The 21,907-nt window shown below is 41.6% G+C and carries 16 protein-coding genes and 2 tRNA genes; 3 read left to right on the top strand and 15 right to left on the bottom strand.

Translation table 11 applies throughout. The features are described from left to right. Nucleotides 1-143: 143 nt before the first annotated feature. From V7K84_RS26525 to V7K84_RS26575, 11 genes are all read right to left on the bottom strand, one after another. Nucleotides 144-530 carry a type II toxin-antitoxin system VapC family toxin gene (locus tag V7K84_RS26525; RefSeq protein WP_334842527.1) on the bottom strand — a complete coding sequence of 129 codons (387 nt, stop codon included), beginning with the start codon at nt 528-530 and terminating at the stop codon, nt 144-146. Then, on the bottom strand, nt 530-808 hold the full coding sequence (locus V7K84_RS26530; protein WP_163928202.1) for a hypothetical protein: 279 nt from the start codon (nt 806-808) through the stop codon (nt 530-532). The genes V7K84_RS26525 and V7K84_RS26530 overlap by 1 nt, the downstream gene beginning before the upstream one ends. A 139-nt stretch (nt 809-947) precedes the next feature. Then, nucleotides 948-4,466 carry a helicase-related protein gene (locus V7K84_RS26535; protein ID WP_334842529.1) on the bottom strand — a complete coding sequence of 1,173 codons (3,519 nt, stop codon included), beginning with the start codon at nt 4,464-4,466 and terminating at the stop codon, nt 948-950. A gap of 297 nt (nt 4,467-4,763) precedes the next feature. After that, nucleotides 4,764-5,303, bottom strand: a complete 540-nt coding sequence (locus tag V7K84_RS26540) for a hypothetical protein (protein ID WP_334842531.1) — start codon at nt 5,301-5,303, stop codon at nt 4,764-4,766. Nucleotide 5,304: 1 nt separating this feature from the next. Then, nucleotides 5,305-6,144 (bottom strand): TniB family NTP-binding protein, encoded by an 840-nt coding sequence (locus V7K84_RS26545; RefSeq protein ID WP_334842533.1) that lies wholly within the window; start codon nt 6,142-6,144, stop codon nt 5,305-5,307. Nucleotides 6,145-6,153: 9 nt separating this feature from the next. Further along, nucleotides 6,154-6,714, bottom strand: a complete 561-nt coding sequence (locus V7K84_RS26550; RefSeq protein WP_334842534.1) for a Mu transposase C-terminal domain-containing protein — start codon at nt 6,712-6,714, stop codon at nt 6,154-6,156. A gap of 185 nt (nt 6,715-6,899) precedes the next feature. Continuing rightward, nucleotides 6,900-7,895: a helix-turn-helix domain-containing protein gene (locus tag V7K84_RS26555; protein WP_334842536.1), complete on the bottom strand. Its 996-nt coding sequence runs from the start codon at nt 7,893-7,895 to the stop codon at nt 6,900-6,902. A gap of 43 nt (nt 7,896-7,938) precedes the next feature. Further along, a complete protein-coding gene (locus V7K84_RS26560; protein ID WP_334842538.1) occupies nt 7,939-8,121 on the bottom strand; it encodes a hypothetical protein in 183 nt (60 codons plus the stop codon). A gap of 492 nt (nt 8,122-8,613) precedes the next feature. Next, nucleotides 8,614-13,158: an eIF2A-related protein gene (locus tag V7K84_RS26565; RefSeq protein ID WP_334842540.1), complete on the bottom strand. Its 4,545-nt coding sequence runs from the start codon at nt 13,156-13,158 to the stop codon at nt 8,614-8,616. A gap of 126 nt (nt 13,159-13,284) precedes the next feature. Then, nucleotides 13,285-14,205, bottom strand: coding sequence for a hypothetical protein (locus tag V7K84_RS26570; protein WP_334842543.1), 921 nt, complete (start codon nt 14,203-14,205; stop codon nt 13,285-13,287). Between the two features lie 7 nt (nt 14,206-14,212). Further along, a complete protein-coding gene (locus V7K84_RS26575) occupies nt 14,213-14,593 on the bottom strand; it encodes a hypothetical protein (protein ID WP_334842546.1) in 381 nt (126 codons plus the stop codon). Between the two features lie 761 nt (nt 14,594-15,354). Between V7K84_RS26575 and V7K84_RS26580 the strand changes: the two genes are divergently transcribed. Together V7K84_RS26580 and V7K84_RS26585 are read left to right on the top strand one after the other, a co-directional pair. After that, a tRNA-Ala gene (locus V7K84_RS26580) sits at nt 15,355-15,427 on the top strand. A gap of 518 nt (nt 15,428-15,945) precedes the next feature. Next, nucleotides 15,946-17,121 carry a sulfate ABC transporter substrate-binding protein gene (locus tag V7K84_RS26585; RefSeq protein WP_442941015.1) on the top strand — a complete coding sequence of 392 codons (1,176 nt, stop codon included), beginning with the start codon at nt 15,946-15,948 and terminating at the stop codon, nt 17,119-17,121. An 8-nt stretch (nt 17,122-17,129) separates the two neighbouring features. Here the strand turns inward: V7K84_RS26585 and V7K84_RS26590 are convergent, their stop codons facing one another. The 3 genes from V7K84_RS26590 to V7K84_RS26600 form a co-directional block, all read right to left on the bottom strand. Beyond that, nucleotides 17,130-18,536: a lysophospholipid acyltransferase family protein gene (locus tag V7K84_RS26590; RefSeq protein ID WP_334842551.1), complete on the bottom strand. Its 1,407-nt coding sequence runs from the start codon at nt 18,534-18,536 to the stop codon at nt 17,130-17,132. 167 nt (nt 18,537-18,703) lie between these two features. Beyond that, the gene (locus tag V7K84_RS26595) at nt 18,704-19,150 is read right to left on the bottom strand and encodes a DUF2127 domain-containing protein (protein ID WP_334842553.1); all 447 of its coding nucleotides are present in this window, start codon (nt 19,148-19,150) and stop codon (nt 18,704-18,706) included. Nucleotides 19,151-19,427: 277 nt separating this feature from the next. After that, a tRNA-Ala gene (locus V7K84_RS26600) sits at nt 19,428-19,500 on the bottom strand. A 68-nt stretch (nt 19,501-19,568) separates the two neighbouring features. Between V7K84_RS26600 and trhO the strand changes: the two genes are divergently transcribed. Further along, complete coding sequence (trhO, locus tag V7K84_RS26605; protein WP_334842554.1) at nt 19,569-20,483, top strand: oxygen-dependent tRNA uridine(34) hydroxylase TrhO; 915 nt, start codon at nt 19,569-19,571, stop codon at nt 20,481-20,483. A 15-nt stretch (nt 20,484-20,498) separates the two neighbouring features. Here trhO and V7K84_RS26610 read toward each other — a convergent pair whose 3' ends face one another. After that, nucleotides 20,499-21,878: a hybrid sensor histidine kinase/response regulator gene (locus tag V7K84_RS26610; protein WP_334842557.1), complete on the bottom strand. Its 1,380-nt coding sequence runs from the start codon at nt 21,876-21,878 to the stop codon at nt 20,499-20,501. Nucleotides 21,879-21,907 lie beyond the last annotated feature (29 nt).

Genomic DNA, 21,907 nt, shown 5'->3' on the forward strand with positions numbered 1-21,907 from the left:
AAACTTGCGATGTCTACGATGGTCACTGAGCTTTGTCGAAGTGCGGGCTACGCCTACGCACCAAAAAACAATCAGCAAATGAAGTAAACCTGTAACAGTTATTCTAGAGAAAACTAGAGTTCTGAAATTTTGGTATATTTGAGCTACCCGAAATCATCAGAGAATAGTGGCACATCATAAAATTTAAACTTTTGGTCTACTGTAATTATTGTTAAACCCTCTACCAAAGCTTGAGCAATTAACATCCTATCAAAAGGATCTTTATGGTGTAGAGGCAAATCAGCAACCTTTATTCCATGTGCCAATGTCATAGACAAAATCTCAAACCGACTGAAGCGCAAAGCCTCCTCCAAATTACCAGGAGCAATTAACTTTCCTAAAGACTGTTTAATTGAAATCTCCCAAGCACTAATCGCACTGACGAAAATTACATTTTCAGGATTAGTAATTACCTCTCGTACCTGATCTGACAATTTAGAATCATTTTCTAAAAACCACAACAAAATATGAGTATCTAACAAAAAACTCACTATTCATCCCCATAAAATGCTGCAATTACTTCTTCTGGAGTCTCATCAAAATCATCAGCAATCTTAACTTTTCCCTGCCAAAAACCCGCAACTCTTGGCTTTAAGGCATCATTTAAATCAGCTTTAGTAACTGTAGGCTCAGGTTGAGTCAAAGGCAAAACTTTTGCCAAAGGGACACCCTGATGAGTTAGGGTAACTTCAACATGATTTTGGATATCTGACAATAAATCAGCTAAATTCTCAGATAAGTCAGCAATATCAAAAGTTTTTGGTGACATTTGGCTTATGCCCTACTGATTACCAGCATTATAACCAATAAAATCTACCCTCATTGAAGATGAAATTGAATAGTATTGGAGGATGAATAATGATTAAAAAATATGAAGAGTGTAATCGTTAACACGGTAAATAATTATTTTAAACTGGCTCAGCTCCCTGTTGCCACAACTCCAGCCAATCATAATTAACACTCGTCACAGCAAAATCTGGTTCTTTATGGAACGGACGGCGTAAGTAGTGAATAGAACAATTACCTTCCATATCTTCTGCTAAAGGCACTTGCACCAATGCCAAAATGAAATTATCTGGCTTGTTTAGAGCGGTAATAATTTCATTCTTCGTCACTGTCACAGTTTTAGCGCCTGTAATTCGCCCTTTCACCTCAATAAATCGCAACTGTCCAGTTTCTGGAATGCGTGACTCAATATCATAGCCGCACTTCTGGGTACTCACATCAGTTGGTTCGTACCCTAAATTGCGTTCTACTTCCATCACAGCCGTCATTGCTGCCTGTTCTACCCGTTCCGTCTCCCTGGCAAACATCGCCGTTGTTGCCTGTTGTTTGCCTTGAATTCGTTGCAGCAAGCCTACTGAAATTACCAACGCGCCCCCAACCACCACAGGCGGTAATGGCGATAATCTACGTTCTTGCTCTAATTCTTCCAAGCGTTGCATTAACCGTGCTTGTAAATCATCAGCCCGTTGACGTGCTTTACCTGAGTTAATTTTGGCATTAGGCTTGCCAGCCTCCTCTTGCATTTTCAGTTCTTCTGCCCGATGATCCCAGTAATTAATCTCCTTAGTTAATCTATCTTTTACTGCCGTCATCGTCTTAGCAATTAGTTCCTCTTTGCGCTGCTTGAGTTCTTGAAGATGTTGAGGAACAAGGTGAGCGATCGCATAACTCTTGGCTTTTGCTTCTAAATCTTCTCGCAACCAAGATTCTTCTAAAACTTTTTCCACAACACCCTTTTCCTCGTCTGTTAGCGGACGGTAATTGAGGTAAGGTGCGTAACCTGCATTGTAAATATTACCTTCTGGGTTGATTTCTACATATTGCATCCGCCGCGATACTAAACGTCTAGAACCATTTAAATTTGTCCGCGCGTCTTGTATGGAATGTTCTAAATAAACTAAGGCGCGGGTTCCCTCGCTGGAATCATTTTCATCGACTAAGATAGTCCCTTGTTTCAACAAATCCCGGTGTCGTTCCAAAGTCAGATCAATTGTGGCATCCAGTAGAGAATGTCCAGAACAGATGAAAGCAGCTAGGGGTTTACCAGAAATGCTGATTAAATCTTTTTCAAAGCAGATACGTTCGTAACGTAGCAGCAACGGTTCTCCTACACCAATTTGCCGCCCTCGATTGCGAATGACTGCCGGAACATGACTGATTTCGTAACGCTGGGGTTCACGTTGACGCAATGTTCCACCTAATTGAGTAAATGCTTCTAGGAAGAAAGAAGCAATAAAATGAGGTTGCAACCGTCGCGCTTCTGCCCTTTCCATTTCTTTCCGAATTTGCTGCACTTTGGCGATATCCATCGAATCCCGTGCCAAAGCCCGTTCTTCTAAAAGTTCGCGTAGTCGCTGTTGGTCGAGTTTATCATGTACGACTTGGTTGAGTCTGTCTCGCACCTCTGGTTGATCGCCATAGCGAATTGCTTCAATCAATAACTCTCGTAATTCCGTCCCTGCGATCGCTTTCCCCAATACATCAAATACTTTACCTCCCAGCGCCTTCTGCTCTGCCTCTATCTTTTTCAATAATGCTAAATACACATCGCCTTCACGAGTGCCTTTTGCCACTAAATTCCATAAGTGACAGACCTCCGTCTGCCCAATCCGGTGAATTCGCCCGAAACGCTGTTCTAGGCGGTTAGGATTCCAAGGTAAATCGTAATTAACCATAAGGTGCGCCCTTTGCAAGTTAATCCCTTCACCCGCAGCATCCGTAGCTATTAAGACTTGTACTTCGATATCTTGGGTAAACGCCTCCTGCATTTTGCGGCGTTCTTCGCGTCCCATTGCGCCATGTATATTTACCACAGCTTCATTACGTCCAATTAGCGTCCGAATCCGATCTGTCAAATAATTTAATGTGTCCCGATACTCGGTAAAAATCAGGAGTTTGCGCCGATGTCCTTGGGCGTTGAACATTTCGGCATCATTTTGCAACAGATTCGAGAGTTCTTCCCATTTTTTATCTTTACCACTACGTCGCACCCGCAGTGCCAGTTGCTCTAATTCTTCTAAAAGCTTAATTTCTGTTTGTAATTCTGCGATCGTCCGCGATGCTGTAGCTAGGTCAACTACTTCCTGTTCTGTTGCTTCTCGTTCTTCACCAGGAATATCCTCTAAATCATCTTCTAAGTCTTCCAGATCCAGAACCTGCTTAAATTCAATGATGGTTGCATTACTTCCCCGCCTCAAAACTTCTTCTTGCCTCAGCCGTTTTTGCAACCTTTCCCGACGGCGTAGCAGCGATTGATATATAGCTTCTGGGGAAGAAGCAAGCCGACGTTGCAAAATAGTCAAAGCAAAGCCAACATTACCTTTGCGCCCTTCATTTTCTAAAGCATCGGCACGATTAAATTCCTCGCGGACGTACTCAGTGACTCGCTTATAAAGTACCGCTTCTAAATCCGATAGTTCATATTCTATAGTGCTAGCTTGGCGTTCTGGAAATAGCGGTTTTCCATCAAACTTCAGCAAATCTTCTTTAACCAATCGCCGCATTAAGTCGGAAGTATCTGCTACGTGAACACCGTCGCGGAAGCGTCCTTCAAATCTGTCTCCATCCAATAACGCCATAAACAACTGGAAGTCTTCCTCTTTGCCGTTATGTGGTGTCGCTGACATTAATAAAAAATGCCTAGTCAAAGTTGAGAGTAACTTACCAAGTTTGTAGCGTTTCGTCTCTTTAATTTCACCACCAAAAAATGAAGCTGACATTTTATGAGCTTCGTCACAAACAATTAAATCCCAGTCTGTCTGCGCTAGTTTTGCTTGTAAATCTTGATTACGGCTGAGTTTGTCCAGTCGCACAATCACCAATGGCATTTCAGCAAAAGCATTTCCAGTTACTGCTGATTCAATGCGATCGTTGGTAAGAATTTCAAAACGTAAATGAAACTTTTGCGACAATTCATCTTGCCATTGTGGGGCTAAACTGCCGGGACAAATCACAAGGCAACGATGCAAATCACCTCGGATCAGCAATTCCCGCATCAGCAACCCCGCCATAATAGTTTTACCTGCACCTGGATCATCTGCCAAGAGAAAACGCAGAGGTTGTCTAGTCAACATTTCCCCGTAAACGGCGGTTATTTGGTGTGGTAAAGGTTCGACTAGAGAGGTGTGAACAGCTAGCAAGGGGTCGAAGAGATAAGCTAGACGGATGCGGTGCGCTTCTGATGCCAGACGAAAATTAGCTCCATCAGCAGTAAAACTCCAAGCACCACCAGAGGTGATTATTTCTAGGGTAGGTTCTCTGTCTCGAAAGACTAACTCATTCCCTAGCGTGCCGCTAGCATCTTTATATGTTAATTCCACAACATCAGAGCCATGCCACTGAGCATCAACGATGGCGACAATACTGTTTGGCAGGATACCTTGTACTTGCGTGCCTTTTGTCAAATCCTCAAGTCTAACCATGTTGCAGTGTCTTCCCTTTTGGCAGATGTTGGTGGCAATGTAGACACTAATGTTTTGTGGTGGAACATTGCTCCTTATGACCATAAGAGACACCAGGCTGGTTAGTAGCTAGTATATTTACTGTTTTTAGTGGTGGTATCTGTAGATTTTATGCAAATAAGATTGCTGAATCAAGGCTTAAGTTAGGCGATCACATTCTAACTACTGTGGGCGTTGAAGTGTCCTGTTGTAGAAATGGACTAAGCTCTGCGATCGCAGTATCTCAAATATTTTGACTTTTAAAGCCAAAGTTTTTAATTAGTAATGCTTTTGATATTGCGCCATTTCTGCAAAAGGCGTAAAACATCTATTACACATTCCATCTACCCACAAGGCAGGGACTGGAAAGGGTTTTTCACAGACAGGGCATTTTGATAACAAGCGTAACTGATGGCGATGTCTGCGACGGGCTTCGCCTACGCACCCCACCGTCTTTTTAAATTGCCACTCGATTTTATGGCAAACTGACTGAGCATAGCAGGCTCCACACAAGCGAATTGGGCTGTGCTTCATTTCCACATCTTCTGGAGGCAACATCTGTCGTAGTCTTTCAGCATCAAGCTCAACCACAGTTGCTAGCGCGTCTAATTCCTGATGAGTTGGGAAGGGATTGAAGTAAAACTTTTCCCAACGTGCTAACACAACCCCAAGCCCTGCAACATTACCTAATCCGCTAGGGGCAGAAAACTTATTTCCTTTTTCTCGTCGAAATCTACCTAAAAAATGGCTGATGCTTTCCCCTTCTAGTGGCTCAACTCTGGTTAAAAGCTGCCTATTTTCATCTATGCTTTCTCGCATTTTAGAATTTTGTTGCGTTAATAATTTCTTTCAAAACATCTTTATCCACTTTTTTATGCCCCCTCAATAATGAACGAATCGCTGCTTTACGAAGAATCATATCCAACCTCCCAATTAATTTTTTAGTTGCCTGCTTCAATATCTTTAGATTATCTCCATCTGCTAATTTTGATTCTTCAGGTAATCTCAAAACATTTTGTTCCCAAATCTGAATCATCTGCTTAAATTGTACATCGTCCAATCTATCTAACTCAAATTGTTCTAAGAAACGATGAAGGACTTGTTCATCATGTTTTACAACGCTCATAAGACGACTTGTAGTACCAACAAGCAGAACTGAAATTCTCAGATTATCTTCACCATAAATATGTCTTACCTCTGAAAAAGTTTCATATTTGAAATGATTAGCCTCATCGACAATAAGCATCTCAACTTTATGTATTTCGAGACTATCAAGCACCCGTTCTCTTAAGTCAGAAATTGTTCCATTCGATGGTTTATTTAAAGATTTAAGAATTTTAATAAAAAAATCTCTAGAACCACAATTTTTAGGGATTTGGATGTAAACAACAGGCTTTATTCGCTGCCCTCGTCCTTCTCGTAATTTATTATAACGGTGTGCAAAAGCTTTACTAGCAACTGTTTTTCCACATCGGGAATTTCCTGTTAATAAACCTGTCATTCTGGAAATTACCAACTCGTACATCCAAGCATGACAAAGTTTAACTTGGTCGAGTTCTAGGTAGGGTTCACGGCTTAAACGTTCAATTTCCGCTTGTATTTCTGGTGAAGGTTCTTCAATCAAACCAAATTGTTTGGCCAGCGACATTGCATTAGTCATATTTTCTACCTAATCTTCTTCAGAAAATTCATCGATGTAACGAACTTCGTATTTAGGTAATTCTGTATTTGGTTGGCTTTCAGGCTCGACTTCTTTTGGTTCCTGAACAGCAAATTTTTTAGCAACTTGCTCTACAGGATTAACTTCCTCATTTGCTGCTTGTCGGCGCTGTTTGCGGTTTCGTTTTACTGTTTCCTCCACAAAAGCTTGACGGTCTATCATTGCCTCTAAAATTGAGTCATTATTGATTTCTTGGCTTGCTTCTTTTAGCCGCTTATTAATTGCCTTTAGTTCGCGTAAAGACAGGCGTTCAGTCTCTAAAGATTGCGCGTGAGCATAATCCAGAAAATCTTCTGTTCCGTCTGCATTAATCTTGTATACAAGAAGCGTAGTTATATCAGCCGGGTCGTATCGAAATGCCACAATTTCTGCGTCTCGCCCTCTCAAATGCTCCGCCCGATAGGTCAAGTTTTCAAATTGAATACAGCCATATTTTTGGACTTTACGCCGTTCTTGCTTCATTAAACAAATTGCCAAGTCCAATTGATCATAAAGATATGGGTCTGCCATTAATCCAGCCTCCCATCACCCAATTCGAGACTGGCCTTTCATCCTGGCATCTGTGTGCGGGTTATATTCATCTACAATGTAGCATACTAAAAATATCTCTAAATCCTTAAGAGTTAAGCAAGCATCTTTATCCGTACTTTCTGGTCTTTCCTGCACGTTTGAACCCGTATATCCAGGCAGGGTATTTAGTACTTGCAAATTAAGTGTTTTAAAAAACGCTCCACAATTCCGCCATCAGATGGTCGTCTTCTCAAAGCACAATTAAAGCCTATTTGTACTGCAACTTGTTCTGTAGTGTGGATGGAAGTAAAATCTTTTCCACCATCGGTATAGAAGTAATTAGGTTTTCCGTAAGCTTGCCATTCATTGCGTAATTGGTACTCGGAACCGTAAGACTTGGGCAAAATGGCATGACGTAGAGCTAGGGTATCTATTTGGGAGCTAGGGTGATCAAATCCTACATAAAACCCCACTAGGCAACGGGAGTAGGAGTCGATAATAATTGTCAGCCAAGGACGGTCTAACACTCCATACTCATCCACAAGCCTTACATCTAAACGAGTATGATCGCATTGCCAAACATCATTGCTACCCTCTACTTCCAACTCTCGCCCATCGCGGGTCATGTGCGTCAATCGCTCTCCTAAATAGCCAGGGCTTCTTGCTTTCTCCTTTCTCTCTTTCTGCTCAATATGTTCGTCAAGAATTCGATAAACCGATTGGTGGCTAGGGTGTTCACTTTTGTTAAGGCTAAGTTGTTTAGCTCTACCTTTGACCTTCAGAAACACCTGATTCCGGGTCATCCGCTTGCTACCTTTATTACCCTCTTTATAAGTATTAATGATGAAATCTATCCACTCCTGCTCAAGGCGATACTTCCCCTTATCTGAGCGTGTTGTAGTCAGTCCCACTAACCCTTGTTCTCGCCATTTTTGAAGTAAGCGTTCTACTTGGCGAATTGATACACCCAGTTTTTGGGCAGCTTCTATCTTTCTAGCGCTATAGGTTTTGCGATCGCATGGCTCTGTGAGGCTTTGAATTACCTCCATCCTCAGCTTTACTTGCTCTGTGATTAACTCTTCTGATGGCAGTTTATGAGGTTTTGTAGAATTTTGATGCTGTTGTAATTCAACAGCATCATCTTCGCTTGAAAGACAAGAATTCTTTAATTTATGATGCATTCTTAACTGAACAATGTAAGAATAACAAAGTGGAGTTAGATATCTAGCTCATGCCCATACAACATTGAGAATAAATATCTATAACTATAGTTAAATAAGGTTTTCCGATAACTGAAAAAGTTATATCAGCAATATTTATATCCAATAAAGCAAAGTCAACAAACCAGGAAGAGTTGCTATAGTTTGCAAACGAAGAATCATTTTGTTTATGAAGTTGAGAAACCATAGTTTTTTATTAAAAATTTATTTTGCAAGTTTTGCTTAATTAGGCAAGGTATTAACTACTATCTGAGATTGGAGATTGTAGCCAGAGGTATTGAGTCAATTTTGATTACTAAATGCATTCCCCTAATATTGTTAAATTAACATATAGTGTGCAAAGTAAAAGTTATTGTGTGTAAATTAATTTATCAAAGCTGAGTTATAGCAGTTTTTGCATGGGTAAGGTATAGAAAGAAATAATTAACCACAGATGAACATAGCAAGGGTACACAACAGCTAGCTGTGTGCCCCTACCCGTGTACCTCATTCAAATGAAAATTGCTATCAGATGCTTCTGTCAGCCAAAAAACAGATAAAGATTAATTACGATACGCCAAACTCGAAAATTATTACCTTCACTCAGCCGTTGATCAATACCTTTTGCATTTTAAGCATCGCAAGCAGGGCAATTACGGAAAATTATAAGTATTAATGCCAACACCTAAAGCATCTCGACTCATGAATTATCAATCGCTCCCATTAGTTTTAATGCTATGCGCTGTGCAGACGTTAGCCCTGTTACACCTGTGATATTCAGCCCTGCACACAGTTTATAGCTGATTACCCGCAGACAGTCGCCAGTAGTTGCATCCCAAATACGGATGGTTTCATCAAAACTGCCACTGACAATCCGCTGACCGTCGGGGGAAAACGCCACTGATAAGACCCCATTTTCATGCCCGACAAAGGGTTGACCAATGGGCTGACCATTCACATCCCACAACCTTACTGTCTTATCCCTACTGCCACTGACAATCTGCTGACCGTCGGGGGAAAACGCCACTGAATAGACTCCAGAATCATGCCCGACAAAGGGTTGACCAATGGGCTGACCATTTACATTCCACAACCGTACTGTGTTGTCAAAACTGCCACTGACAATCCGCTCACCCTCAGGGGAAAACGCCACTGAGAAGACCCCATTTTCATGCCCGACAAAGGGTTGACCAATGGGCTGACCATTCATATCCCACAACCGTACTGTGTTGTCATCACTGCCACTGACAATCCGCTGACCGTCGGGGTCAAACGCCACTGAATTGACCTCATTTTCATGCCCGACAAAGGGTTGACCAATAAGCTGACCATTCACATCCCACAACCGTACTGTCTTGTCATTACTGCCACTGACAATCCGCTGACTGTCGGGGGAAAACGCCACTGAGAAGACCCCATTTTCATGCCCGACAAAGGGTTGACCAATAAGCTGACCATTCACATCCCACAACCGTACTGTGTTGTCAAAACTGCCACTGACAATCCGCTGACCGTCGGGGGAAAACGCCACTGATAAGACCCTATTTTCATGCCCGACAAAGGGTTGACCAATAAGCTGACCATGCACATCCCACAACCGTACTGTGTGGTCAAAACTGCCACTGACAATCCGCTCACCCTCAGGGGAAAATGCCACTGAATAGACCCAAGAATCATGCCCGACAAAGGGTTGACCAATGGGCTGACCATTCACATCCCACAACCGTACTGTGTTGTCATGACTGCCACTGACAATCCGCTCACCCTCAGGGGAAAATGCCACTGATAAGACCCAAGAATCATGCCCGACAAAGGGTTGACCAATGGGCTGACCATTCACATCCCACAACCGTACTGTGTTGTCAAAACTGCCACTGACAATCCGCTCACCCTCAGGGTCAAACGCCACTGAATTGACCCCAGAATCATGCCCGACAAAGGGTTGACCAATGGGCTGACCATTCATATCCCACAACCGTACTGTCTTGTCATAACTGCCACTGACAATCCGCTGACCGTCGGGGGAAAATGCCACTGATCTAACCCAATCTTCATGCCCAACAAAAGGTTGACCAATGGGCTGACCATTCACATCCCACAACCGTACTGTCTTGTCATTACTGCCACTGACAATCCGCTGACCCTCGGGGTCAAACGCCACTGATAAGACTAGGGAATCATGCCCGACAAAGGGTTGACCAATGGGCTGACCATTCACATCCCACAACCGTACTGTCTTGTCATCACTGCCACTGACAATCCGCTGACCCTCGGGGTCAAACGCCACTGAATTGACCCCAGAATCATGCCCCTGAAGGAATAATAAGACCCTGCCAGAGGATGCTTCCCAAACCTGTACAGTACCCTTACTATCTCCAATCACCAATTTTTTGCCATCTGGAGAAAATGCCACCGAGAAGACCGCTCCCAGAACTGGTGTAAAAACCGAGTTCGTGAGATCCGCTCCTATCAAATTTATCCACCGCAAGCTGGCATTAGCAAAGTTTACGTCTGTAATAACAGTATGGCTGAGATCAGATTTTTCTAGACTATAAGGATTTCTTTCTAGTAGTAATCTCACCAGGTTGCCACCTATATAACCTACCTGAGTCTGGGTTTGGCCACGGGTTGACTGAATTAGTGCGAGCAACTGTTGTTTGAATACTTGCTCATCTAACATTGGCACAGCTAAATCTAGCAAAGCTTTTGCCAAGGGAGCGGTACCACAATAATTAGATAATTTTTCTAAAGATGCTTTGGCGAATGAATTTAGCGGTGCTATTGGGAGCGGTTGCCTATCTTCCCCACACTGTCGTTGAAAGTATTCTGACCAAGTGTAATCTTGTGGTGGAACAGTATCTAAATGAGACTGTGCTTGAGCCAGTTCTGTGAAGTCGGGAGCTAAAACGCCTAGCTCTGCCACCAGCTTGTAGGCAGCAAAAAATTCCAATAACGAACGATGGGCGGGGCTGTAGTCTCCTTCCGCGTTACGAATTAGCATTGTTTGCCCCATCATGTCGTAATGCCAGTGGTCTAAATCTTTTTCTTCTTGGACTACAGCAGGAAATAAACGCCGAATCCGGTCGGGAAATTCTTTGTAGTTCATGCTCATCTGGTCTGTTGAGAGCATTTCCCAGGACAACTCACACAAAAAATAGAGTTTATCTGCCAATGAGGTAAAGGTACGGTTGGTTTTGATATCTCTCTCCATCTTGTGCCGCACAGCATATAAATATACCCGTGATATATCAACTGGCTTGCCCGCCTCAATCTCTGGCAAAGCTTCTATAATTAGTTCCGTCATTACGGGACGACGTGCCAAATCCCGCAATGTCGAATTACTCATTATCTGTTCTACTGTCTCTGGTTCAGCACGAAACGCTAGTACCTGCCGAATTTGCTCATCATCAAATTTTTCTAATTCCAGCACTTCAAAGCGCGGTGTCTCTAGAGGCAAATTAATAGTAGATGCTTGCAACTCTGCACTTAGCAAAGCCCTGCCTTCTTTGGCTTCTGGGAAATGTTCGGTGCGACAGGTGAGAATTACCTTTGCCCCTGGTACTACTACTTTGGCTAGTTCCCAGAAGTTATTGATCATTTCTTGGCGATTGACTCTAGCTGCCATTTCATCAAAGCCGTCAAAAATCAACAGCACTTTACCCATGCGGTTGAGTTGCTCAAAGGCAGAATAACCAGGCAGTGGGATTTCATGCTTGCGGAAAAAGAATTCTGAAAATAGCGATTCTACACTGACTGCTTTGGCATAGTCCCGTAAAGGAATGACTAACGGCAGACGTGGGCGTTCTACTCCCCGGCGTTGAGCATCACGATAGCGTTCCAGGGCAGTCCAGGCATAATGCAACCCAAACCAGGTTTTGCCAGTGCCAAATTCACCCAAAATGGAAAGGTGTTCTTTGGCAGGATCATCAAGCCAACGTTCAACATAACCATCAATCCAACCATCAGCTTGAGCGTAACGGCTAATACCCATTTTCTGCTTTGAGGTGGGATCAAATTCCTCTTTGGTACAAGCTAGAGGTATATAAGTGCGGTCAATTCCCCGTTGCTTGATTTCATTTTCTAACCAGTTGAGGTAGACATTAAAATCAGCATCTCGATCTAGCAACTCATCAAGGGTGTAGCAAAATAAATTTTGATTTTCTTGCTTGCTCACCTCATCTTTAGCAGCACGACTGACACGGCGATTGGTGATTAGCCAACCTATATCTGTTTTTCGAGCATTTACTGACTGTCGCAAGGCAGCAACATCTGCCATTCCGGCTTCTCCTGTAATGCCGCGCACCAAAACTCGGTTATACCCCTTTTTCTCTATAGGGTTATTGACATTAATAATCCACTCAAAATAATGTTCATTGCTAATTTCACCTTTTTCAAAGCCATAACGTAGGGCAGTGAACCAAGCCCGTAATTGCTCTGCTAATTTATCTGTCTGATTTGGTTGACTCGGAGTTTGTACAGTAGATTGAAAAGCTTGCTTATTTGTTGTTTCTTTCCTAAAAAAGAGATTAATACACCCCAAATTGTTAGAGATGAATTTTTGGGGTGCTGTTTCTAATTCCTGCCGCAAGAATGTTACTAGTGTTTCGTTTGTCACCCATTGGTTAGATACATCAGCCGAGTCAAACCCGCGCAAAATCGCGCTAGTGAGTACGCTGCTGGCTCCACTCACGTTTTCATGGGCTAGCTCAAATTCTCTGCAAGCGGCAATAAAACAACGATCGCGTGTATTTCCGCGATCGCCTGGGTCAGCTTCTGTAAAATTGAGTAGTTCTCCACTGAAACAACAGTCCAACCAAATAATTTGTTGCCGTACTGGACTTTCCTCTAACAATTCCCGCAGCCACTTTAATCGCAGTCCCCAGTTCCCTAATTCAGGATCGGTATCGCTGGTTGCCAGAAATCCTTCTTTGATGCGTCCATCTTTACGAAGACCATGCCCTGAAAAATAAAACAGGGCTGTATCTGGAATGCTTCTGCCTTCAGGATAAAATAGTTTTTCTAAAGCCTTCTCTAAATCTGCCAGCTTGATTTCCTGCTTTGGTGATATCCGTGGTGCATTATCTTCAAACGGATCTAGGAATTGTGGAAATCGCTTGACATGAAAATTTCCAGCTTCACTGAGTCGCTTGGCGATCGCTTCTGCATCGTTAGCAGGCGATCGTAACGCTGACAATCCTGAAAAATTATACTTATTAATGCCAACTACTAAAGCATCTCTACTCATTAATATGCGACTTTTTATAAAAATTCTGGAAAATTCATCAATATCTTAGCTAGCGTTTAATTCTACTCATCTTTTCCAAGACAATAACCAAGTAAATTTTTTACTAAATATTCCCCATTGTGACAATCACTTGTCCTTTAATGGTGTAAATATTGGTCTGTCCTGATCAGACCCTCGCAACAAATAGATTGTCAATTGCTTACCGGACTCTTGTTCTTGCTTAGGATTGATAGGTATTGGCCAGCGAAGGGATTTATAAAGTTCTAAACGATACAAATCAAAAGCAGATTCCAACAAACTACAGTAGACACCTGCCGCATCAACTGTCCAGTAGTAAGCAAATATTAAGCCAAGTAAAGCAGCAGGAACAGCCCACCAAGCCCAAACAATCCATACGATAAACAGCAAACTCCAGAGCCAAAAACGGGCTGCTGTGTTCAGGCTTGACCGTGCTTCCTGTAATTCTTTCTTCACCCCATCTGGTAATACTAGCCAGAGGCGAGACCAGCAAATTACAGCATCCAAGCCATACTTATCATAAGGGCGGCTTTCAGCTGCTCTAAGGATATTGCCTAACTTTGTAGGCATTAACCTATTAAATTGAGATGGAAACTGCATAAGTTGTCCATCTAGCGTCACATATTCTTCTAATTCTTCGTTAGTTATAACTTGTTTCTCTTTTTTATCAGCCAGAGTTTGCCAACGCTTATCTTTTCGTTTAAAGTCATGCTCTTGTTGCTGTATCATCCAGCGTCGTAAAGGTTGTAACCAGCGAGACCAATAGCCTTCTAAGAATCTTAAAACAGATAAATCGAACTTTTGAACCACAAAAGCTGAGACAGCAATCATGAGCAAACCAGTTACCATAACAGCAATTAGCAAAGATTCTGGTTGCTGTTTGAGCCAATCTTCCAAAGGTCTTCGACCAAAACGGAAGACCCAAGCTAATAGTCCCCCTATCCAAAAGACAAAAGCTGGTGTCAGTATGTTTGCAGCCCAGTTTTCTGCAAGTTTTCCACCCAGACTTTCTAAAAATTTGGTTGGCATAGATTTATTACTGTGCAGCAGGTATTAGCAGTACACCATGAGTAGGACAGATTGGTATTGTCGCTCCGACAATGCGGCGATACCAAACGTAGTCTCCTTGAGGACATATATATTTTTGAGCAGATATTGCTTGACCTTTACCTGGAAGTGGCTCAAAACCCTTTGATACCTGTTTCTCACTAAGAAACTCCGCTATCCAATTACGAGTGTCTGGCTGACTTTTCAAGATTTCTAAAATCTGCTTATCGACTTCCTGTCCAGCTTTAGCTTGTGCTAAAAGTTCAGCCAATTGTTTGTCTACTTGAACCGCATCATTTCCTAAAAGTTCTGGAAGAAAAGGACGAATTGAACGGCCAGCCTCCAGAATGTCGTCAGGTTCAAACGTCACAACTGAAACCTCATTATGTAAGATTAATAGCTAATTTTTTTAGTTATACACTGAAATACACTGGCGCAGTTAATTTTCCAACACTAATGCAGTCTGTACCACTATTACTCAGGTTTTACCCCTTACATAAATAAACACATTGCCGCTATCAAGAATGCGACATCTAATTTGTGAAGTCCTTTAATAGCAGACTTTTTCAGAGAAGAAAATAAACGACCATAAAAATGTGAAACTTTTGGTTTTGCGACCTCAATTTGTGAAAACCTTGAAAATCTCTAGTCACTTTTGAATAATCATATAAATTAATAAAACCCTTGCTATACAAGGTTTTTGCCGGATAAAATTAACGACATTAATTTGTTAAAATTCGACATCTAATTTGTGAATGTACATAATCTGTAGTACTAGGGATCTGAATTGCTATATAAGGCTCTTTTGACTATCAAATGACTATGCTTATTCAACAGCGTAATAGTCATGAAAGTTGGAATTGAAGCCTTGAAAGCTCGTTTAAGATTAAGATTTCCTAGACTTTTGTTTAATGGTAATCAGAAATACTTATCTTAAAATTTAGCTGACATTGCTGAAAATACGGTGATTGTTGAAATTAAGGCACGTCAAGCTGAATTAGACATACTAGCTGGCATATAACTTAATATAGTTGTCTTGACTTAACTTGCATAAACTTGCATAATAGTTAAGTTAATGCAGTTTATATTAACTAATTAGTAAGCTTTAAAAGCTTACCTAATAAAGGTTCTGGGGTTATAGCGCAGTTGGTAGCGCACCTCAATGGCATTGAGGGGGTCAGCGGTTCGAATCCGCTTAGCTCCATTATTGAAATCTAGCTACTCAAAACCGGTGTCACTTAAAGGATAAGATGGCAGCTTTTCAAGGATAAAGTGCCCGCTCTTATGTTAACAAAATTTGTAAGCGATAACTTCGTTAAGCTCCGCTAACATATTTAATCCTTTCAAGTACGCTTCTGCCTTAGATTGTATTCTGCGGCCACTTTATCCTTTAAGTGAAACAGTTTTGGTCAGCTATTGCTTGTCGCTTTGGACAACTAATGCTTGTTGTCGTATCAAGTTTAGGCATCATGTAAAAAGAAGTTGTACAAAATTTATTTGGAATAGCTTGCTAAATCTAGCTTTCACACAAAAATTGTTCAGGTTATTTTTACACAAATCCTTGGTTGAACAGCGATCGCTTCTGACTGGTTGATTTCGGTACGGAGATAATTTATTTAAATTTAGGTTAATAAAAAGTTATTTATCCTTAACCACTGTTTTATAATGCCCCTTAACAACAGTATCTAGATCAAGTTACCGCAGATTTAAGGGAAAAATTTGATGAACCAGAGGCAACGTACTTTTAAATCAAGGAGATATTTGACTGAATTAGTTCAGACTTATATTGTTAAAGCTTTATACGCTGCAAGACAGTGGCGCATACAACTAATACGAAATTGGTTGTATAAGTATTCTTCGTTGGGTGTTACGTCCCTATTCTTTGTCGGAGTTAGCTTGAGTGTCGTGATGGCTGCTTGCTCTCCACGTGATATCAATAATACTGGTAATACTGGCGCATTTTCCCAGAATGATGTAACACTAACGTTTGTTTCTTACTCAGTTACTAGCGCAGCATACCAGCAGATCATTCCCAAATTTATTGAACAGTGGAAGAAAGAACATAACCAAAACGTCACTTTCAATCAAAGTTATGATGGATCGGGTTCCCAGACTCTTGCAGTGATTGACGGTAAAGAAGCTGATGTGGTACACCTCTCACTTGCCCTTGATATTAATAAACTTGTTCAGGCAGGGTTTATTCAACCTGGGTGGGAAAAAGAAGCACCTAATGATGCAATTGTTACTAAATCTCTAGATGCGATCGCTATTCGTGAAGGTAATCCCAAAAATATCAAAACTTGGGCAGATTTGGCACGAGATGGCGTAAATGTGGTTACACCTGACCCTAGAACCTCTGGCGGTGCTCGCTGGAATTTCCTTAGTCTTTGGGGTTCTGTAACAAAAAGTGGCAAAAATGAAAATCAAGCAATGGACTTTACCTCTAAAGTCTATAACAATGCACCTTTGTTACCTAAAACGGCTCGCAATGCCAGTGAACTATTCTTCAACGATAATCAAGGTGATGTTCTGCTCAACTACGAAAACGAGATGATTTTGCTAGCAAAAAATGGTAAAAAAATCTCATATATTGTGCCTGATATTAATATCTCCATCGACAATCCTGTTGCTGTTGTAGACAAAAATGTTGATAAACATGGTACTCGCCGGATTGCCGAAGCATTTATCAAATTTCTTTACACCCCAGAGTCGCAACGAGAGTTTACCAAATTAGGATTTCGTCCCGTTAACCTGACTGTTACAAAAGAAACGGAAGGCAAATTTGCCAAAATTAAAACTATCTTCAAAGCTCAAGATTTAGGAGGATGGGACGAAATTCAGAAAAAATTCTTTGATGAAGGTGCAATCTTTGACAAAATTCGAGCGAAAAAGTCTTAGAATTTCCGTTATCTAATCATCTTCTCTAAAGCGGTTTGCAAATCTTTTGTCAAATCGCTCACAGCCTGTTTAGATGCTTGGCGATCGCCCTGACAATTTTTGAAGCGTTCTGTAACCGAAATTGGCTCCCCCACAGTGATTTGTGCCTGTCGCAAACCTAACCGAGGTCGCCCAGGAAGTTTTGTATCCTGAATTCTAGAAAGCATATCGAATACAAGCAAAGCTGTTTCCGCAAACCGTTCCGCTGTCGGTTGTTCTTGAATATAAGTAGCTGTGACTGCAACAAAACTTTCCACTATCCGCATGTGCCGCATTCGCAAGTCGCCTTCTTCTGCAATCCAGTCTGCCAAACCGCGTTTGAAGGGTGCTAAAGCATTGATATCTGGCAAATCGTCTCGGTAAATGTAACTCCAGCCAGCCTCTTCTAAACGACGACAACGGTCAATAAAATTACCCTGCGCTTGAACTCCAAAATATTGCTCGGCAACTTGTAATGCCTTATCCAGTAGGCGATGGAGTCGGGCAATCAATACCTGATTAGCACTAGCAGATTCATCAGTTGAGATGGTTTTGGGGATATCTTGATGATAGAAGCGACGATAAAACTCTTCCATCTCGGTAATCAGATATTCAGCCAACCGACAAAGGCGTTGATGGTAAATCTCTTCGCGATTGCCCGAATCAATTTCCAAAACTTTCAAGCCACTATCAGCTTCTAACTTACTCAATAGCCAATCTATCTGAGACCAAGGTGGCTCAACATAGTGATACTGGATGGCGATCGGTACAACGATCGCAGTCTCAGAACGGTTAGCTTTTTCTAAGTCTTCTACACACCAAAACGCCATTTGAGCAACACCAGGTTCTAAGGGGCTAACAATGCCACTATGACCATTAGTACCGCCTTCCGGTGCCACTGCGATCGGTAGTGCGCCATTAGCAAACAACTCCCGTGCATTTTGGATAGCTTGCCGATCTAGTCGCCTACCACGACGAACCGGCACACCTCCCAGCAGAGAGAACAGCCAACCTAGCCACTTTCCAGCCCAAACTGTCATACCTCGGTCATAAAGAAAATAGCTGTGAACCAGGGATTTTAATGTAATACCTTTTTGACTAGCAACTTGTGGCACAATCCGAGAAAGCAAATACAGCATACAGAGGGGATCTTCAACCTCTGGGTGGCGAAATGCCAACAAAAAGCGAATTTTTCCAGCCTGAAATTGTTGATAGAGTTCAGCTAATACTTCAACATTTGTGGCTTCAATTTTGACAATCCCAGCTGGTAGCCAAGGACGAGTGCGAAACCGTAGTGCGATCGGCAGTAACCACCGAACAATCTGGAGTACCAGCGGATTCAACCGTTGGGGAATAAATTTCAATGGTGGTTGAGTAGACTGAATCGATCTAGGCAAGTCGCTCTCCAGATTATATTTCTAGCGATTGTACAACGTGGGGGTCTTGGTTTTGCGTAAACCCTGAGCTTTTGGCGGTTAAGCTTTTTAATCACTACCTTTCGCTCTTTTGGTTACTCAGCACTCTTAGACTTTTCAACGATAGACCCTAACTATCGAATCAAAAATTAGTTTGGATGTTTAGGAAAATTTCGGAATAAATAGCCAAATACAGCTACATTTAATACAAAAACTAATGTTTTGATCGGAGATATTCCTCGAATCAATTCATAAATCTCTGGTGGAATACTGATACCAACAAGTCCCAATACTAAGACATGTGCCCAACGCTTTTCGTACCATAAACCAACAGCTTCAATAGTGGTAACAATAGCATATATTCCGGTTCCGATGCCGCTAAATGCTAGAGTTCTAGGATTTAAGTTAACAACTTTTTTTAAAAGCCAATCAATAATTATCGATTTACCTTCTAAAACATAATTTTCTGAAAACGCCTCTAAATTTTGATAATTTTTTAATGTCAATAATAAAGCGATCGAAGTAACCATAAGCAGCAAGGCGGTAAATGTTTTGTAGAGAACAATTGCCACTAACCCCAATGGACGCTTTTCCAAATAACCCCCTAAGTATAGATAAGTCAAATTTTGAACGTCAAAATTACCTTAGTGCTGTAAAGCCAGAGTTCACCTCCCGATCCAGAGATTCTTCTAACTAAGTACGTCTTTCAATCGGTGCAATGAATGCAATACCATAATTTCCTCTCCCCGAACCCCCTGCTTAACAAGGAAAAATAATCCCATTTTTTGAAAATGAATGGGGTTTTAATTGATTTGAATGTGCGTATGCTAGTAAAAACCGCAGCCATCGCACATTTTAATCAAATATTTCCAATGGAGGTTAGCGGACTCGAACCGCTGACATCCTGCTTGCAAAGCAGGCGCTCTACCAACTGAGCTAAACCCCCATACTAAAATAGTAGATAACTTTGATTACCGTTGTTATTGTAACTTATATCGTTCTATTACCAAAGGGATGAAGCCAGAAAATATTCAAGTTGTTGCAGCACTGTATAAATTTGTTAAGCTGCCAGATTTTACCGAGAAACGAGATCCTCTGCTGTCTTACTGCCAAGCGCAAGGTGTCAAAGGGACGATTTTGCTAGCACTTGAAGGGATTAACGGTACAATTGCTGGTTCGCGTCAGGCCATTGACTCAGTTCTCTGGTTTCTACGTTCTGACCCCCGTCTAGCAGACTTAGAATCCAAAGAGTCCTATACCGAAACCCCACCCTTTGAACGGATGAAGGTGCGGTTAAAGCAAGAAATTGTCACTTTGGGCTTGCCAGAAATTGACCCAAACGAACAAGTTGGTATCTATGTCAACCCTGAAGAATGGAATGATTTAATTTCCAATCCAGAAGTAACCGTGATTGACACCCGCAACGATTATGAGGTGAATATCGGTACTTTCCAAAGGGCAGAAAATCCCCAAACTGAATCATTCCGCGAATTTCCTGATTATGTGCGCCACCATCTCGACCCAACTAAACACAAAAAGGTTGCTCTGTTTTGTACAGGCGGCATTCGCTGTGAAAAAGCTTCATCCTTCATGCTTGCCCAAGGCTTTGCAGAAGTTTATCATCTCAAAGGCGGTATTCTTAAGTATTTGCAGGAAGTTTCAGCACAAGAAAGTTTATGGGAAGGAGAATGTTTTGTTTTTGATGAGCGGGTAGCCGTTAGTCATGGATTGGAGAAAGGAAGTTATGAGTTGTGCCTATGTTGTGGGCGTCCGATTTCAGAAGAAGATAAAGCGTCTCCCAAATATGAGCAAGGTATCTCCTGTCCCTATTGTTTTGATAGCCTCACCGAGGAGAAAAGAGCGCGTCAGCAAGAAAAATGGCGCCACTACCAAACCCAAGTTGGCGACAAAAATCAGGATGTGAGTTGAAGAAGAATTTATAACTCATGATTCAGAATTTAAGGGCAAAATTACTGTAAATTTAGTACCAACTCCAACTTCACTTGTGACACTGATTTGACCTTGATGAGCATCAATGCATCTTTTAACAATTACTAATCCCAATCCAGTACCCTGAATTGATTTGACATTTGAAGCTCGGTAGAATGATTCAAAAAGTCGAGCTTGGTCTGCTTCGGGAATGCCCATACCTCGATCTTGAATATAAAAAGTTGCTACTTTCTCAATGGGGTCGCATATTAAATCAAATTTAATCTTGCCACCTTTGGGAGAATATTTAACCGCATTTGAGAGAAGATTTGCAAACAGATAATGTAAGAGTCCTTCATCCATTACAGCGGACGTATTCTCACTATGACAGGTAAAAACAATTTCACACACACTGCTTTTAACCATCAAAAAATCTTCGATTAACTCTCGACAAAATTGCTCTAGGTTAAGAAGAGCAGGATTGAATATGAGTTTTTCTGCTTCTGCTCTACCCATAAACAGCACTTCTTCCATGAGTTGTTCCATAGATTGGACAGCACCTTGAATTCGCTTTAAATATATGCCTCTTTTTGTATCTGTCAAATTTGCTCCTTGCATTTCCATGAGTTCTACTGCGGTTTGAACAACAGTTAGAGGATTACGGAACTCATGAGATACGGTAGAGATAAATAGAGACTTGAGACGGTTAAGTTCTTGCTCCTTCTCTAATGCTTGCTCTAGTAATTTTGTTTGGTGTCGTTCGCTAAGATCCCAAAAAACAACTACTACACCATTTATCTGGTCAGTTCCTCGCTTCAGTGGTGAAGCACTATCGCCAATGGGAACTCTTTTGCCATTTTTTGTAATCAGAGATGTGAATTCCCCTAAATAAACAACCTGTTGCTCACGCAGCACTTTTGTCACAGGATTTTCTAATGTAGCCTCTGTAACTTCATTGACAATATGAAAAATCTTCGCCGCCTCATTTCCTAAAGCATCTTTTTGCTGCCAGCCAGTCAGCGCCTCAGCCGCAGGATTCATAAATGTTATTTTTCCCTGCTCATTTGCGGCAATTACAGCATCACTCATTGAGTTTAAAAGGGTTGCTAACTGATCTCGATTTTCCCGGAGTTCGCGTTCTAACTGGTGTTTTAAAAGACCGATCTCGATCGCAATTTTTAAATCTTTTGTAGTAAATGGTTTAACGATGTATCCGAAAGGTTGGGTAATTTTGGCTCTTTCTAAAGTATGGTCGTCGCCATAAGCGGTTAAATAAATTATAGGTACATCTAACTGCTCGCGAATCTGAGTGGCGGTAGCAATACCGTCCATAAGCTGTTGTGCTTTTAATTTGCACAAACAGCATTTCCCTTGTTTTTTATTTTTCTTCCCCATTTAATAATAAGCTCTCCATCATTTAAGAG

The sequence above is a fragment of the Nostoc sp. genome (assembly GCF_036917315.1).
Lineage (GTDB): Bacteria > Cyanobacteriota > Cyanobacteriia > Cyanobacteriales > Nostocaceae > Nostoc.

What these genes read in the sequence shown, in the direction of transcription:
- V7K84_RS26530 (WP_163928202.1), bottom strand. Translation starts at nt 808, where the DNA reads ATGTCACCAAAAACTTTTGATATTGCTGACTTATCTGAGAATTTAGCT.
- V7K84_RS26535 (WP_334842529.1), bottom strand. Translation starts at nt 4,466, where the DNA reads ATGGTTAGACTTGAGGATTTGACAAAAGGCACGCAAGTACAAGGTATC.
- V7K84_RS26540 (WP_334842531.1), bottom strand. Translation starts at nt 5,303, where the DNA reads ATGCGAGAAAGCATAGATGAAAATAGGCAGCTTTTAACCAGAGTTGAG.
- V7K84_RS26545 (WP_334842533.1), bottom strand. Translation starts at nt 6,144, where the DNA reads ATGACTAATGCAATGTCGCTGGCCAAACAATTTGGTTTGATTGAAGAA.
- V7K84_RS26550 (WP_334842534.1), bottom strand. Translation starts at nt 6,714, where the DNA reads ATGGCAGACCCATATCTTTATGATCAATTGGACTTGGCAATTTGTTTA.
- V7K84_RS26555 (WP_334842536.1), bottom strand. Translation starts at nt 7,895, where the DNA reads ATGCATCATAAATTAAAGAATTCTTGTCTTTCAAGCGAAGATGATGCT.
- V7K84_RS26560 (WP_334842538.1), bottom strand. Translation starts at nt 8,121, where the DNA reads ATGGTTTCTCAACTTCATAAACAAAATGATTCTTCGTTTGCAAACTAT.
- V7K84_RS26565 (WP_334842540.1), bottom strand. Translation starts at nt 13,158, where the DNA reads ATGAGTAGAGATGCTTTAGTAGTTGGCATTAATAAGTATAATTTTTCA.
- V7K84_RS26570 (WP_334842543.1), bottom strand. Translation starts at nt 14,205, where the DNA reads ATGCCAACCAAATTTTTAGAAAGTCTGGGTGGAAAACTTGCAGAAAAC.
- V7K84_RS26585 (WP_442941015.1), top strand. Translation starts at nt 15,946, where the DNA reads ATGAACCAGAGGCAACGTACTTTTAAATCAAGGAGATATTTGACTGAA.
- trhO (WP_334842554.1), top strand. Translation starts at nt 19,569, where the DNA reads ATGAAGCCAGAAAATATTCAAGTTGTTGCAGCACTGTATAAATTTGTT.
- V7K84_RS26610 (WP_334842557.1), bottom strand. Translation starts at nt 21,878, where the DNA reads ATGGGGAAGAAAAATAAAAAACAAGGGAAATGCTGTTTGTGCAAATTA.